12 protein-coding genes are annotated in these 15313 nt (G+C 56.6%); 9 read left to right on the top strand and 3 right to left on the bottom strand.

Annotation, left to right across the window (positions count from 1 at the left end):
• Nucleotides 1–5 precede the first annotated feature (5 nt).
• The 6 genes from HMPREF2756_RS02030 (at nucleotide 6) to HMPREF2756_RS11590 (ending at nucleotide 7841) form a co-directional block, all read left to right on the top strand.
• Nucleotides 6–2183: a hypothetical protein gene (locus tag HMPREF2756_RS02030; protein ID WP_070617708.1), complete on the top strand. Its 2178-nt coding sequence runs from the start codon at nucleotides 6–8 to the stop codon at nucleotides 2181–2183.
• A gap of 86 nt (nucleotides 2184–2269) precedes the next feature.
• Nucleotides 2270–3403: a histidinol-phosphate transaminase gene (locus HMPREF2756_RS02025; RefSeq protein ID WP_210393489.1), complete on the top strand. Its 1134-nt coding sequence runs from the start codon at nucleotides 2270–2272 to the stop codon at nucleotides 3401–3403.
• 296 nt (nucleotides 3404–3699) lie between these two features.
• Complete coding sequence (locus tag HMPREF2756_RS02020; RefSeq protein ID WP_070617702.1) at nucleotides 3700–4866, top strand: thiamine pyrophosphate-dependent enzyme; 1167 nt, start codon at nucleotides 3700–3702, stop codon at nucleotides 4864–4866.
• Nucleotides 4867–4868: 2 nt separating this feature from the next.
• Nucleotides 4869–5864: an alpha-ketoacid dehydrogenase subunit beta gene (locus HMPREF2756_RS02015; protein ID WP_070617699.1), complete on the top strand. Its 996-nt coding sequence runs from the start codon at nucleotides 4869–4871 to the stop codon at nucleotides 5862–5864.
• A 77-nt stretch (nucleotides 5865–5941) separates the two neighbouring features.
• Nucleotides 5942–7432, top strand: a complete 1491-nt coding sequence (locus HMPREF2756_RS02010; protein ID WP_070617696.1) for a dihydrolipoamide acetyltransferase family protein — start codon at nucleotides 5942–5944, stop codon at nucleotides 7430–7432.
• 277 nt (nucleotides 7433–7709) lie between these two features.
• The gene (locus tag HMPREF2756_RS11590) at nucleotides 7710–7841 is read left to right on the top strand and encodes a histone-like protein (protein ID WP_141747803.1); all 132 of its coding nucleotides are present in this window, start codon (nucleotides 7710–7712) and stop codon (nucleotides 7839–7841) included.
• A 1060-nt stretch (nucleotides 7842–8901) separates the two neighbouring features.
• Here HMPREF2756_RS11590 and HMPREF2756_RS02000 read toward each other — a convergent pair.
• From HMPREF2756_RS02000 to HMPREF2756_RS01995, 3 genes are all read right to left on the bottom strand, one after another.
• Nucleotides 8902–9576 (bottom strand): sugar O-acetyltransferase, encoded by a 675-nt coding sequence (locus HMPREF2756_RS02000; RefSeq protein ID WP_070617690.1) that lies wholly within the window; start codon nucleotides 9574–9576, stop codon nucleotides 8902–8904.
• Nucleotides 9573–9725: a hypothetical protein gene (locus HMPREF2756_RS11220; protein ID WP_004005629.1), complete on the bottom strand. Its 153-nt coding sequence runs from the start codon at nucleotides 9723–9725 to the stop codon at nucleotides 9573–9575. Before HMPREF2756_RS11220 ends, HMPREF2756_RS02000 begins: the two co-directional genes overlap by 4 nt.
• 90 nt (nucleotides 9726–9815) lie before the next feature.
• Complete coding sequence (locus HMPREF2756_RS01995) at nucleotides 9816–10355, bottom strand: potassium channel protein (protein WP_070617687.1); 540 nt, start codon at nucleotides 10353–10355, stop codon at nucleotides 9816–9818.
• 200 nt (nucleotides 10356–10555) lie between these two features.
• Here HMPREF2756_RS01995 and HMPREF2756_RS01990 point away from each other — a divergent pair, with 200 nt between their 5' ends.
• The 3 genes from HMPREF2756_RS01990 to HMPREF2756_RS01980 all read left to right on the top strand — a co-directional run bounded on the left by HMPREF2756_RS01990 (nucleotide 10556) and on the right by HMPREF2756_RS01980 (nucleotide 15017).
• The gene (locus HMPREF2756_RS01990) at nucleotides 10556–12352 is read left to right on the top strand and encodes a long-chain-fatty-acid--CoA ligase (RefSeq protein ID WP_246825799.1); all 1797 of its coding nucleotides are present in this window, start codon (nucleotides 10556–10558) and stop codon (nucleotides 12350–12352) included.
• A gap of 179 nt (nucleotides 12353–12531) precedes the next feature.
• Nucleotides 12532–12966: a lysozyme gene (locus tag HMPREF2756_RS01985; RefSeq protein WP_246825798.1), complete on the top strand. Its 435-nt coding sequence runs from the start codon at nucleotides 12532–12534 to the stop codon at nucleotides 12964–12966.
• Between the two features lie 635 nt (nucleotides 12967–13601).
• Nucleotides 13602–15017: an MFS transporter gene (locus tag HMPREF2756_RS01980; RefSeq protein ID WP_070617681.1), complete on the top strand. Its 1416-nt coding sequence runs from the start codon at nucleotides 13602–13604 to the stop codon at nucleotides 15015–15017.
• Nucleotides 15018–15313: the final 296 nt, after the last annotated feature.

Below are 15313 nucleotides of genomic sequence, written 5' to 3'. Positions count from 1 at the left end.
TCACGATGAACACTCCGGGACAACAGATAGCAGCCGGTGGGGACGATAAAACCATTAGCGTTCTGCTGGAAGAGTTGCCGCAGCTCGCACAGAATGTACACCAGCTAGGCGGCGATTGCGGGTCATTACCCCTGCCGATGGGCGGTATCGCGGCGCAGCTCATGCTTTTTCTCGGCACCAACGAGCACGGGCGGCAAGCCTCGGTCATGACCACCTCTGCCGCAGCGACGTTGGGGGAGCGGGCCGTTAAGCTGGAGGCAACCGCCAGTGCAATAGACGCCTGCTCGAAAGGCTACCATCAGGCAGAAGAAGCCGCGAAGGGACTGTTCAACCGCATCGGGCTCACTCAGGACGGGAAGATGCCTAACGGCATGTCGCAGGAAGAGTGGATACGCAACGCGCTCATGAACCCGCAAGGCGCCTTCAACGACATGTGGTCTTGGGAAAAGTACGAGCTTGGATATAGTGCCGCAGAGAGCATTTTCGGGTGGGGTATGCGCAGCGGCAACCCCTATATTATGGGCTTTTCCGCACTGACGGCGATTACCCTCTTCGGGGCGACCGCCTACCAGGATATGCGTGCCAACCCAGAGATGGCGCGCAGGCGTATAGCGCGAAGACTCGAAAAAATGGGTATTCCCCGTGAGATAGCCGAACGAATTGTGAACGGGAAAATGCCGTGGCTCGGAAAGAAAGAACAGGACAACAAGAACCGCGGTGAACTCAAGAACTGGCATCGTGATAAGGCAGAACCGACGGATAAAATGCCCCGCACCCGCGCCGAGATCGCCCAGAATATGGAGCGCGTGAGCAAGGGAGACCTCTCGAAAAAATACGAAGGCGAAGATAAAGACGGGAAGGGTTACTCGGGGATTGAGGTACAGGTATATCGAGACCCCCAAACCGGTCGCAAAATCGTATATGCCTATATTCCAGGGACGGACTTTTCCAATAAACCTGGCGAACCCGACGGTATCCAAGGCACCCTGCAAATAGGCGCCGATACACCGAACGCTTCTATACAAGACAGCCATATCATGATGCGTGCCCTAGACCGTGCGCTAAGAGATCAAGGCGTAACCTCAGCCGATGATGTGATTCTTGTGGGACATTCCCAAGGCGCAGCTATCGCCTATAACGCCGCCAATAACAACGAATTTGCCTCACGCTACCACGTGAGCGATGTGTACACTTTTGGTGGTCCCGTACAAGCATTACCAGACCGAGGAAATAAGACCTTCCGCGTGCATCAAACCAAAGATAAGGGCGATCCTATTCCCGCAATCATTAACGGCCAGACGTGGAAGGAACGCCCAGGTGACTCGACCGTGATTACTGACCGCAGAAGTTTTCGCCAGGGCGGCGATCCTAAACCACATGAAATGACTCACGATATGAGGTTTTATCGTGAATCATTAGAACGGGATGCTAACGCGCAGAAACCTATGGCGGCTGTCCCTCAAGGTAACTACACCTACGAAGGCGGAAATGTCTATAACGCTACCTCTGAGGGAGGGCCTTCGTTATGGGAGAGCGGAGCCGCAACATTATCAAATGAGCGTGGTGTAAACCCTCAAGTACTTGGAAATATAGGGGTTGACTTGGCCCAAGATAAGGCACGGTCATGGACACCCGATTTTTTGAAACCCAGTATGGATGCGCTTGATCCACGAAAGCCTGTCGATTACACGGACCCGAAGATTTCGGGACTACCCGCACCGGTGCAGAACCCCGGCACCACAGATACCCAACACTCACCCGCAGCATGGCATGCGCCCGAGTTGCTGGAGAACATATCGGGGCCAAAACCCATGCCGTACAGCCATCATGGGGAGGGGATCATACCCTCCGGGGCAGGTTCCCACGCCGAACCGTATTATGCGCCGCGCCTGCTGGACGACCTGCACCTGCCCAAGCTTGACATACCCCACAGCACGGGCGGAGGCGAAAACCTGCTGCCGAACCTTGACCTGAAAACACAGGAAGGATACCTGCCGCCGCTGGGTGAGCACCTGATGGGCAACCCCGCCGAGACACCGCGCCTGCACATACCGCAGAATCAGCTGCAGCCCGATGGTGAGACCGTAACCCCCGCCGATACCGGTGCCCTTATGCCCACCATCACCCCAGACCCCGAGATGCGCACCTCACACGACCCCAGGCTCCTGGGCGCACCGGCGTAAACGCAACCGCGCCCGATCGGCAGAAACCCGCGTGACCTAGCGAAAAAATCCGGGGCGGGGAGGAGAGCGAGCACTATACTGTGGGTATGAGTGAATCACACCAACCGCAGACATCACCGATTCCCCCGCGCCATATTTTTGCGAACCTTCCAGCCTACGTGGCAGGAAAACCCGCGCCGAAGGTTGCCGGGCTAAACCAGTACAAACTATCTTCCAACGAGAACCCTCTCGGACCCGTACCCAAGGTCGCCGAAATTCTCAGCACCTTCGATGCGGTACACCGCTACCCAGACCCGCTCTCAACGAAGCTGCGTGAAGCGCTCGCCAAGCGGTTCGATTTGGATGCTGAGAATATCGTGACCGGTGCCGGAAGCCTGGGTGCACTCAACCAGATTCTCAAAGCGTTTGCCGGAGTCGATGTCGACGGCGTGCAGGACGAAGTCATATACGCTTGGCGTTCCTTTGAGGCATACCCCATTCTGGTGGGGCTGCTGGGCGCAAAAAGCGTGCAGATTCCGAACCTGCCCAACGGCGCCCACGACCTGCAGGGAATGCTCGATGCGATCACCGACCGCACCCGCGTGATCCTGGTGTGCACCCCTAACAACCCCACCGGGCCCGCCGTCACCGAAAAACAAATCCGCGAGTTCCTAGCGCAGGTGCCCCCTCATATTGTGGTGGTGCTCGACGAAGCATATTTCGAGTTCTGCACGGTATCACCCGTACCCGACGGGGAAGATGCGCCGCTGGACGGTTTGCGCCTGTACCGTGAATACTCGAACGTGATCGTGCTCAGAACCTTCTCGAAAGCACAGGGACTTGCGGGGCTTCGCGTGGGGTACTCGGTATCGCATCCGCAGCTGACCCAGTATTTGCGGGTGAGCGCCACAACCTTTGCCGTTACCGCCGTGGCAGAGGCCGCCGCCGTCGCCTCCATAGAATATGAAGATCAGGTGATGGAACGTGTGCAACACCTGGTGTCCGAGCGTGAGCGCGTGGTTGCCCGGCTGCACGAGCTGGGGTACAACATCCCGCAAACCTACGCCAACTTCGTGTGGCTCCCCCTGGGAGAACACACCGCAGAATTTACCGAACTGGCGCGCGCTAACGCCCTAGCGGTGCGTGCTTTCGACTCTGAGGGCGTGCGGGTGAGCATCGGCGAAGACGAGGCAAATGACCGCTTCATCAGCATCTGCGAGCAGTTCCCGCACAGAGTCTAAACTCCCTCAACTCGCGGGTTGAGCTATGTCGCCGAGGGCTCGGGAAGAGACCGTGTGGGTTCTCGGCGACAACACTTAGAATGCTCCTCGCTCACGTAAGTATTCCGTGAATCAACATGCACACAGAAACGGTGCATTACGCCAGAAGGAAAGCATAGAAAACCACACAGTAAACCTTCACTTCGTTCTTAAGCGAGTAAAATAAGAGGAAATATGCCCAAGCCTTCCGCCCCACGCGCAGAAACTCTCTGCGCACGCCCGGCGTGAAGGACAGCTCGTATCTGCGTGGAGGATTGATGCACGAGAACGAAAAATATCCGGGAGTACCCGAACGCATCCAGCTGATGGATGAGAACGGCAAGGTGCACGAGAACCCCACCTTCAGCTCTTATGTGCAGGACGTAGACGCAGAACAGCTTCGCGAAGCCTACCGCCTGATGTACATCACCCGCCGTATCGACGATGAAGGAACGGCACTTCAGAGGCAAGGGCAAATGGCTCTATGGGCGCCCAGCCGCGGGCAGGAAGCGGCGCAGGTCGGCTCCGCACTGGCATTCGCCCCCAACGACTATATTTTTCCCTCCTACCGTGAACACGCGGTCGCCTTCGCCCGCGGCGTAGATTTTCGCGAACTCATCACGATTTTCCGCGGTTCACAAACCCACGGGTGGGACCCTAAAAAACATAACTTCCACGTCTACACCAAAGTGCTTGCCGCACAAGTTACGCATGCGGTCGGTTACGCTATGGGCCTGAACTTTGATGCCGATATTGCGGCGGAAACCGGGCAGCTGCAGACAGGCCAAGGGCAGGCCACCAACCCCGAGAATGACACCGTGAAACCCGCCGTCGGCGTCTACTTCGGCGACGGTTCCTCCACCGAAGGCGAAGTCCACGAGGCCATGGTCTTTGCCGCATCCTACGATGCCCCCGTACTCTTCTTCGTGCAAAACAACCGCTGGGCTATTTCGGTACCCTTCGACGTGCAGTCGCGCGTGCCCATCTCAACCCGCGCCCAAGGCTACGGCTTTGAAGGACTGCGCGTTGACGGCAACGATGCGCTCGGCACCCTCGCCGTCACCCGCTACGCGCTTGATAAAATCCGCCGCGGCGAAGGCCCCGTACTGATCGAAGCGGAAACATACCGCCTGGGCCCGCATACCACCGCCGACGACCCCACCAAATACCGTGACGACGAAGAACTCCAGCAGTATCTGAACGCAGACCCGCTGATTCGCCTGGAAAAACATCTGCGCGAGAACGGGCACGCAGATGATGCCTTCTTCGACAAACTCGCCGAAGAAGCACAAGAACTTGCCAACGGAGTACGCGAGGCAGCGATTGCCTCCGAGCCCTATGAATTCGACCGATTCTTCGACCGCGCCTACGCCGAAGAACACCTTCAGGTAGAAGAAGAACGCGAGTTCTACCGCAACTACGTCGCAGGTTTCGAGGAGGACTAAGAATGAGCGAGCAGAATGCACAGGTTGAGCGCCTAACCCTGGCGAAAGCGATCACTCGCGGCCTCGACGATGCGATGGCAGATAACCGCAAAGTCGTGCTGATCGGTGAAGATATCGGCAAACTCGGCGGCGTATACCGCGTAACCGAAGGGCTTCTGGCGAAGCACGGGCAGAAGCGCGTGATGGATTCTCCCCTCGGAGAGGCCGGTATTGTGGGTACCTCCATCGGCATGGCGATGCGCGGCTATCGGCCCGTAGCCGAGATTCAGTTCGACGGGTTCGTCTTCCCCGCCTACAACCAGATCACCACCCAGCTCGCCAAAATCCACAACCGCAGCGACAAAAAATACGTTGTTCCGGTTACGATACGTATTCCCTACGGCGGTGTAATCGGGGCGGTCGAGCATCACTCGGAATCGCCCGAGGCGCTGTTCGCGCACACCGCCGGACTGCGCATCGTAACACCGTCCTCACCGCATGATGCCTACTGGATGACCCGCAAATCCATTGAATGCGACGACCCGGTGATTATTTTCGAGCCCAAACGCCGCTACTGGCTCAAGGGCGAGGTGAACTTTGCGGACACCGACTTTGACCCGTTCCAGGCGCAGGTGGTGCGCGAAGGCACAGACGCGACCATCGTGGCATACGGTCCGCTGGTGCCGGTAGCGCTCGCCGCCGCAGAGGCCGCCGTCGAAGACGGACGCTCGATCGAAGTCATTGACCTGCGGTCGATATCTCCGATGGATGTGCCCACCGTCGCCGCATCCGTGGTGAAGACCGGGCGCCTGATTGTTGCCCACGAAGCGCCGACCTTCGGGGGCATGGGCGGCGAACTTGCCGCCGCGATCACTGAGCGCTGCTTCTACAGCCTGCAGGCCCCGGTGCTGCGCGTGGGCGGTTACTATATTCCGTACCCGGTACCGCGCACGGAGGAGGAATATGTGCCCGATATTGACCGTATTCTCGAAGCCGTTGATCGCTCATTTGAACACTAAACCGTATATTCCATATTCCTTATATAACCCGCGAAGAATATTCCCGACAGGCTATATTCCCTAGCGAAAGGCATAAAATGTCCCAGATTTTTAATCTCCCCGATGTAGGTGAAGGTCTTACTGAGGCTGAGATCCTCACCTGGAAAGTCAGCGTTGGCAGCGAGGTCAGCATCAACGATGTTCTCGTCGAAATCGAGACCGCAAAATCCGTTGTGGAACTGCCCTCGCCCTACACCGGCACCGTGGAGAAGATTCTGGTGAGCGAGGGCGAGACGGTCGAAGTTGGGACGCCTATTATCGCGATCTCCGGCAGTGCCGCATCCACCGCAGACAAACCGCAGGATGCGCCCGCCGCATCCGCTGATGAGGATGAGAGCGGTAACCAGGCACTCGTGGGTTCGGGCCCCAAGGCCGATTCGGTGAAGCGCCGCGCCCGCAAGCGCCCCGCATCCGCAAGGGCCCAGAACGCCGCGCCGCAGACCCTGGCATCGCCCGCTCAGGAGATGCCGGTGGCGCATACCCCCTCGTCACCCGAGCCGCGCAATCAGGGGCTTTTCAGCGAGCTTGCCGAACGCGCCTCCAAATTCGTGGAAAACAGCCCGTTCAATACGGTGGTGCAGCGTTTCCAAGGCGGGGCTGAGGGGCCCGTCGTAACCGCACAGCCGACGCAGGAGCCGGTGCCGCACCGCCCATCGCTGGCGGCGCCACCTGTACGCTTGGCGGCAAAAGAGCTGGGCGTCGATCTGGCGAATGTGACCGCCACCGGCTCGCGCGGACAGGTGACGAAACAAGACCTGTTGAACTATGTGGCGCATCTTAACGATGTGCAGGAATCCACGAGCCAGCGTTTCTGGCAGTCCCCGTCCGCACAGGGCGATCGCATGCAGCATATTCCGGTGCGCGGGGTGCGCAAGGCAACCGCGAAGGCTATGGTTTCTTCGGCATTTAGCGCCCCGCACGTGTCGATCTTCGTGGATGTCGATGCTTCGCGCACCATGGAATTTATCAAGCGTTTGAAGAAGTCGCGCCACTTCGAGGGCGTGAAGGTAACTCCGCTGCTGGTGCTTGCCGCCGCCGTGATTTGGGCGGCTGAACGGAACCCCCAGGTGAACGCTACGTGGACGGACAGCGAGATTCAGATCAAGCGCTTTATGAACTTGGGCATTGCGGCGGCGACCCCGCGCGGGCTGATGGTGCCGAATATCAAGGATGCGCAAGAGCTCTCTCTGCGTGAGCTGGCGATCGCCTTGAATAACCTGACGACTCGTGCTCGCGAAGGGAAGACCCAGCCCGCCGAGATGGCGAACGGAACATTGACGATTACGAATATTGGTTCGCTTGGTATCGATACAGGAACCCCGATTATCAACCCCGGCGAGGTGGCGATCGTTGCCTTCGGCACGATTAAGCAGAAGCCCTGGGTGGTTGATGGTGAGGTTATTCCGCGCTGGGTAACCACGCTGGGCGGTTCTTTCGATCATCGCGTGGTAGACGGCGACCTCTCGGCGCGTTTTATGGCGGATGTTGCCGCGATTCTCGAAGAACCCGCCATGCTTCTGGATATGTAGCGCTTACAAGTACAGTAACGCTCAAGGGCGCCGAAGGACTCTCTTCCTTCGGCGCCCTTGAGTATTCGGGGGTCTCTGACCCGCCACTATATTCTGTTTCTGGAATATTCCCGATTTGGCATATAGCCATATCGTGCACACAAAAATGGGGGCAGGGTTCTCATGTCGTCACGAAACCCTGCCCCGATTGCTATATTCGCTGTGGGTTATATGCCTGAAGCGTTATAACTCTTGGCCCACATAGTTTTGTGCGTAGCGTTCCACACGATGGTGATAGATGCCGCCCATCAGGCCGCCCAGAACCGCAGCGATGAAGGTGATGCAGAGAACCAACGCAACCGAAAGAATAGCGCTTGCCGTACCGTGCTGCGTATACCACTGCACGGAAAGGTTTGCGGAGCCTCCCTGAAAAACCTGGGGTGTGAAATAGGTGAGCAGGCTTGCTGCAAATATGATCATGATCTGCCACAGCCACACCGAGATGCCCTGCTTTGTGCTGGAGAACCGCGCCATGCGGCCAGCCACATAACCGCCGATGCAGTACGCCACCAGGTATGCGGCACCGGTTCCGATACCCTGCCAGAGAGCGAGTGCATCGTTCCCCGAGAATAACCCGCGCACAATAGGAGCCATGGAATCGTAGGGGGCTCCGTGATTGGCCTCGACTACGATTGCCGTAACCCAGAGCAAAAACTGCAAGACGCCCATTGCGGCGAACCAACCCATTAACCCGGGAATAACCTGAAGTCGCCCGTAGCGTGCTTTCTGAAGCTCGAACGCAGTTGCCGCCGTGAGAATGGGGGCGTGCTCGTCGGTATCTTCACCGTCTTCTATGAGGTAACCCTGCGTGGGGGAAGGCGCAGACACAGCCACAATGGTATTACTGTCGCCGCCTTCTCTGGGCGTCGTGGGATGCTCGGGGAGCGGGGGAAGCGCCTCCGTACTGTAGGTAACCATGCTGCTGGGCACGGCGGGACGCAACTGATCCACGGAGTCACTGCTGGCAGACTCGTCGGAATCTTCTAACCAGCCGAAGGAAGAATCGCCATTGCGCGAACGATCCTTGGCGGCACCCGCATCAGTCTTCACCTGCGCATTGGCAGATGAAGAGCTTTCCTCAAGATATTTCCGCTGGTCTGCGGCAGAGAGAGGGCGGGTTTTCTCTTCGGCTATATCATCGACCGGTACATCCTTGGGGGAGAGCACAACGGTCGGGTCGTCGCTCTCAAAAGCGGCGTCCCATGCGTCATGAGAGCTCTCCCGAAGCTCACTCTGGTTCGTTTTATCCTTCGCGTGAGCGGTATTTTCTTCAACAGGGGTATTGTGATGGGGACCTGAGATATTCTTTGGGGTAGATGTCATGGTCGCCTCCATATCTGTGGTTGGCATCTAAGAATTTTTATCTGCATATGCTCATAAAAACCTTGGCGCTTGTGGCGCTCAGTTTAAGGGTCGGAAAGTGAGCGATATTAAAAGTTATCAGCTTCAAGGCACGCATAAAACTCCTGCGCCTGTGCCATCTCATCTTCGCTGTATTGGTGCGGATGCGTCGGTCGCTGCTGCGGGTCAATTGTGCGGATAATGCGCGCCGGATTACCGGCGACGATCGTGTTCTCGGGAACGTCTTTCGTGACCACAGACCCCGCCCCGATCACCGCGTTTTCGCCGATTGTGATGCCTCCAAGAATAATGGCTCCGCCGCCTATCCACACGTTATTGCCCACCGTGATTGGCAGGGCACCCTCCCAAAAATTGATGCGATCCTGAACATTAATCGGGTGGGTGGGGGTGAGGAACTGGCAGCCGGGACCGACGAACACATAGTCGCCGATGGTAATGGGGGCTACGTCTAGGAACGTGGTGTTGAAATTGAAGAAACAATACTTGCCGATATGGGTATTGACCCCAAAATCGAAGGCAACCGGCGGGCGCATCTGGGTATGCTCACCCAGGCTGCCCAAGTAGTCGCGGAGCACATGCATGCCGTGGGCGTGCTCGCCGCGTGCGTAGTACTGCTCGAAAAGCTTGACCGCTTGGTAGATGGAATCGCCGACCTGCTTATTCTCCTCGGTAGAGCGGTAGGCTTTGCCCGCCGTCATACGTTCAAAAGCCTCGCTGAGGTTCTGGCGGTTGGGCTTGCTCATGAGTGAGTCCCTCCCATCCAGAAGTACATGATGAGGATAATCGCTAAGCCGATGAGAATCACGATGCCGCCCAGAATGGCGAAGCGTTTCGAGATTTCTCGGAGCAGCTTTTTAAACTGCTCGTCGGTAATGTCATGCCTGTTGCTCATACACCTAGTATCTCAGAAAGGCCCCATCGGATGCAGGCTTGCTGCATAGTACCCTCAACTAGGGCTTGAACGCGGGGAACTGGCTAGGCGCTAGAACTGAACTGTGCTCTGGCTGCGGCGAGAAAACACACGCATGAGCACGATGATAAAGACAATGCAGAGCGTAAAGTCGATGAGGGTAACAGCCTGTCCGAGCCAGTAAGCAATTATATATACAGCGCTTGCCCCTTCGAGATAATGACCGATACCGTCCGGATGATACAGAAGCCCCAGGAAGATAAGCATGAAGAGGTCAAGCCCATGATGCAGCGCACCCACGATATTGGCTCCGAGGATAAACCCTAAATATCGTGACCGCAGATAAAATACTGTCGCGGTGATCTGCAGAGCCCAGTAGAGCACAGTAACGAGGATAGGTGAGGATGTATATACCGGGAAATAATTGAGAGAACTCGGATAAAAGATGGCAAGAAAAGTCTGAACCATGAGCGCAAGCGTTATACCTGCTAATCCAAAACGCATACCGTAGAGCTTCCGGAGGGGAAGGACCGGGCGTGCGGTGCCTGCTACTGAGGTCTGCGAGCTCGAATTCTGCTGTGTGGGATTATTGCCGAAAGACTTCTCACTCATGTTTTCCACCGTAACATTGCGATGTGTGCTGATGCATGTGGTGTACGTCGTTGTATATCTAGACCTCGCAAGTGGGAGCGAGCGTATAGTCGAAGAAACCTCGAATACTGCTCGCGGAATGGGGCGGAATGCTCGCCGAATGGGAGCGCACAGCGCGTCGCGGGTTGAGCGAAACAGGTCTCAGCAGGCACAATCGAAGCATGACTGACCCGCAATATCACGACTCGCATCCGCACGATGCCCAGGCTTCCGCGCAGGAATCTCAAAGACCGGCACCCGCTCAAACCACGCCTGATGCTGCTTCCGGGCAGAACCCGCTGGCGCATCGCCCTTGGCTCAAAAATTATTCACCTGGCGTCGCCGTAGACGTTCACCTGCCCGAAACCTCGCTGAGCCACCTGATTGACGATGCTGTCCGCGACGTTCCCCACAAGATTGCCCTCGAATTTTTTGGCGCAACCACTACCTACGCCGAACTCGGCAGCCAGATTGACCGCGCCGCCGAAGGGCTGCGCCTGGCCGGGGTGCAGGCGGGGGATCGGGTCGCCCTGATTCTGCCCAACTGCCCGCAGCATATTATTGCCTTCTATGCGATTCTGCGCTTGGGTGCTATTGTCGTGGAGCACAATCCCCTTTACACCGGCGCCGAGCTGCGGCACATGTTCGAGGACCACGGCGCGAAGGCCGCCATCGTGTGGGATAAAATTTCCGGGCGTATTATGGACCTGCCTGCAGACATCAGACCGGCGCATATTTACGCCGTGAACCTTATTAAAGCGATGCCAGCTCTCACCCGTGCAGCGCTCAAACTGCCGGTCAAAAAGGCGCGCAGTTCACGAGAAAAACTTGAAGGAGCCGCTCCCGGAACCACAAGCTGGGCGCATCTGCTCAAGAGCCCGCCGATCAACCCTGACTTTAAACGGCCCACCGCTCACGACGTAGCGCTCTTGCAATACACCTCCGGCACCACCGGGCTGCCCAAGGGTGTGATGCTCACCCACCGCAACCTCGAATCGAACGGGCGCATGGGCGAAGCCTGGATTCAGCCCGGCGACGACGAATGCATCTACTCGGTGCTGCCGCTCTTCCACGCCTACGGCATGACCCTGGGCGTAACGATTGCGGCGCTGTGCCGCGCCCGGCTGGTGCTCTTCCCAACCGTCGATATGGGCCTGATTACTAAGGCGATGAAGAAGACACGCCCCACGATTCTGCCCGCAGTACCGCCGGTCTACCGCCGCCTGATGGACGTCGCCAAAGAGCAGGGCATATCGCTGCAGGGCGTTCGCTATGCGGTTTCGGGTGCCATGAACCTGCCGCCCGAGCTGGTGGCAGAGTGGGAGGACGCATCCGGCGGGTACATGGTTGAGGGCTACGGACTGACCGAATGTGCGCCGCTCGTCTCATGTAACCCGCTCAACGATACGCGCCGCGCCGGGTCAATCGGCATTCCCTTCCCCTCGACCGATATTCGCGTGGTAGACCCCGAAACTCTTCAGGATGTGCCGCTCGGCGAAGAGGGCGAGCTGTGGGTTCACGGCCCGCAATGTTTCGCCGGGTACTGGAAACGCGAAGAAGACACGCAGAAAACCATTACGGCTGACGGCTGGCTGCGTACCGGCGATATTGTGCGCCTGGACGAAGACTACTTCATTCAAATCGTGGACCGTATTAAGGAAGTTATCATTACCGGCGGGTTCAACGTCTCACCCACCGAAGTGGAAACCGCCCTGAAACAGCACGATTCCGTGGCGGATGCGGCGGTCGTGGGCATCCCGCAGGTCAGCGGGGGAGAGATGGTGGTCGCCGCCGTGATTCCCGCCGAAGGACACGCGGTTGATGAACATGCGCTGCGCGAGCACTGCTATGCGCGCGTGACCCGTTATAAGGTGCCGCGCAAGATTGTGGCGGTGGACGATCTGCCCCGGTCGATGCTCGGCAAGATTCTGCGCCGCAAGGTACGTGAACAGTTAATCGCCAGCGGGGAGCTTGACTAAAAACACACTCTGGCACAACTGCGAGTTCGAGCGTCAAGGCAGAAGACTGTCTGTCATACCTCTTGTATGAATCTGAATCTTTAGTTACGGTGGGGACCGGAACCTCTTAATGAAATCGTAATTATTCTTCAGAGGAGTTGATACCAATGCATCAGATATCACCTGAAGGAATTGCCTTCTTGAAAGAGAAAGAAGGGTTCAGGAGCGACGCCTACTACGATGTGGCGGGTGTTCTCACGATTGGTTACGGGCATTCGATCTATGCGCCCAGTATTGAGGAGTACCCCATCCATGAGGGGCAGCATATTACCGAAGAGGAAGGGGAGGAGATCCTTCGCGCAGATTTGAAGCCTACCGAAGCTGCTGTGAATTCTGCTGTTACTCGTGACATTACTCAGAAGCAATACGATGCGCTCGTGTCATTCACCTTCAACCTGGGCGCGGGTACCTTTAAATCGAGTGATGTTCTCGAACTCACGAACAAGAGAAATTATCAGGCTGCTGCGGATGCTCTGCTGCAATACTCACACGCTGGCGGAGAATTCATCCCGGGGCTGTATAAGCGCAGGGAGGAGGAAAGGGCTATGTATCTTTCTTCGCTTCCCCAAGGATAAGATTCAGCGCGGTACGATGTCGGGGTTTTCTACCATGACGGGTTCTTCAGGAAAAGCTCTAAAGCTTCCGAATCGGTGAAGGCTCTGAATAGCTACTCAGAATAGGTAGTGCGTGGTCTGGTCTAACGGATACGCTCTACAAGACTACGAGGTTCCAGAAACACTCACTATGAGCCCATAGATTCTAGCGGGGGAGAAACAGACTTCGGTTTGTTCCTCCCCCGCTTCGTAGTGCATAGCAGACGGACACACCGAAAATTTTGGGGCGCAACGCATCCCACACAAAGGACTCTCGTCGTACGCTCGCCTTCGCTGCAGACAGCGAACGGACCGTGGTGAACGGGACGGGATTATGCTATGCGCTCAACACAACGCGGTAGGTTTATGCGATAATTGCCGGGGAAATTTGATGAAAGTATTTACAAGGAAAATATAAAAACTAAACCTTCACTCTTTCAATTCTTTTAATAATTTACAGCGACACTAATTTTGTTTCTTGGGCGGCAATAAATATATATAAATAATTGACGTGTAAATAGTGAAAATAAACGATTGACAGACCAAATTTGAAATGTATACTTGAAACATCACTGTTACATATATCTATGTCTTCCAACCACTTCAAGGACTAAAAAATGAGCGTGACCACACCCCACCCCAAGCGCTGGGCCATCCTCGGGTTTATGTGCCTAGCGTTGGTTGTGACCGGGCTGGACTCGCTCATTGTCGCGGTTGCTATACCGTCTATGGAGACTGGTCTACAGGCAACGGGTGAACAATTGCAATGGGTTGTTGCAGCCTATTCACTTGCATTTGCCGCACCGCTGCTTTTCTTTGGCGGTCTCGCCGACAGAATCGGACATAAACTAAGTTTTCTAGCCGGTATGTTTATTTTGCTGCTTGGTTCAATACTGGCGGCTTTCTCTATTAATGCAGAAGTACTTATTTTTTCACGAGTAATTATGGGTCTCGGATCAGCATTTATTATGCCTTCGACCCTAGCACTTATTCGTGATATTTTTCCAGACCATGAACGTGCTAAAGCTCTCGGAATTTGGGTAGGAATGTCCTCGCTGGGTATTCCGCTCGGTCCCATTGTGGGTGGACTGCTGCTCAAAAGTTTTTCGTGGGGATCAATTTTCCTGATTAACGTGCCTATTATTGCCGTGGCATTCTTAGCATGCCTGATGCTCGCCCCGGAATCCTCAAAAAAGCATTCTTCCCGCTTGGACTTCTTCGGGCTGATCCTCTCGATTTTCGGGCCCGCCCTGCTGGTGTACGGCATTATCGCCGCCCCGGAAGCAGGCTGGACCTCAAGCTTGACGCTGACCCTGCTGATTGCGGGTGTGGTGCTGAGCCTGATCTTCATCGTGTGGGAGCACCGCAGCGCATCGCCCATGCTCAGCCATGAGGTCTTCCGTAACCGCCGGTTCGGCGGACCGCTGCTGACGATCTCTTCGGTATTTTTCGGGGTCTTCGGCGGGCTGTTCATCATGACTCAGCATTTGCAGTTCGTCCTAGGGCTTGACCCTTTTATTTCCGGTCTGCATATGCTCGCCATGTGTTCGGCGGTTCTTGTGGCACCGATCTCGCCCAAACTCGTCGAAAAGTTCGGGCTGGGTCCCGTCTCAGCCACCGGCCCTCTCATGGTCGCCCTCGGCATGGTACTTCTTGCTATCAGCCCCTCGCCCAAGAGCGGGCAGGTTGTGGTAGCGCTCTTCACGTTCGGGCTGGGTGTGGGTTTTGGTGCCCCGGCCTCCGTGAACTCGATCATTGAATCGACCCCCAAGAAACAAACCGGCGCGGGCTCGGCGGTTGCCGATGTTGCTATGCAGCTCGGCGGCGCCCTGGGTATCGCGCTGATGGGAAGTATAGGAATCGCCACCGCAACGGCACAATCGCCCCGAGGCGTAGCCGCTGCGTGCTGGGTAGGTGCGGCAGTAGGTCTTTTGGGTGCTGTTGCCGTCTTCACCGTGCTTCCCAAAACTGGCGAACCCGCCGTCGAACGAGCGGTCGCGCCAGAACCAGAACCCGCAGCTAAGCTGCCTTAGGCCAGCTGCACATATTTTTCAACCAACCACAGACAACCATCAGAACCTAACTCAAACTTCCGAAACGTTCCGATGGTATCTCCTACCCACACGGTAGGGATGAAAAAGGAATGAACGCTATGAACACCGACGAAATCAGCAGAATTCATAACAGACGCCAGATAACGCACGATGCGGTGCGCTGCCTGAGCACTCGAAGCCTTCCGACACTCAGATCCTCGCTGACCCAACCTCACGGGCAGCGGTGCACCCCCAGGTATACGCCGGGATAGACAAGCGCTGCGCTTTCGGTCTTT

The sequence above is a fragment of the Rothia sp. HMSC067H10 genome, assembly GCF_001810635.1.
GTDB lineage: Bacteria > Actinomycetota > Actinomycetes > Actinomycetales > Micrococcaceae > Rothia > Rothia dentocariosa.
Note: the sequence above shows the minus strand (reverse complement) of the source record. Positions and strands in the feature narration are given on the sequence as shown.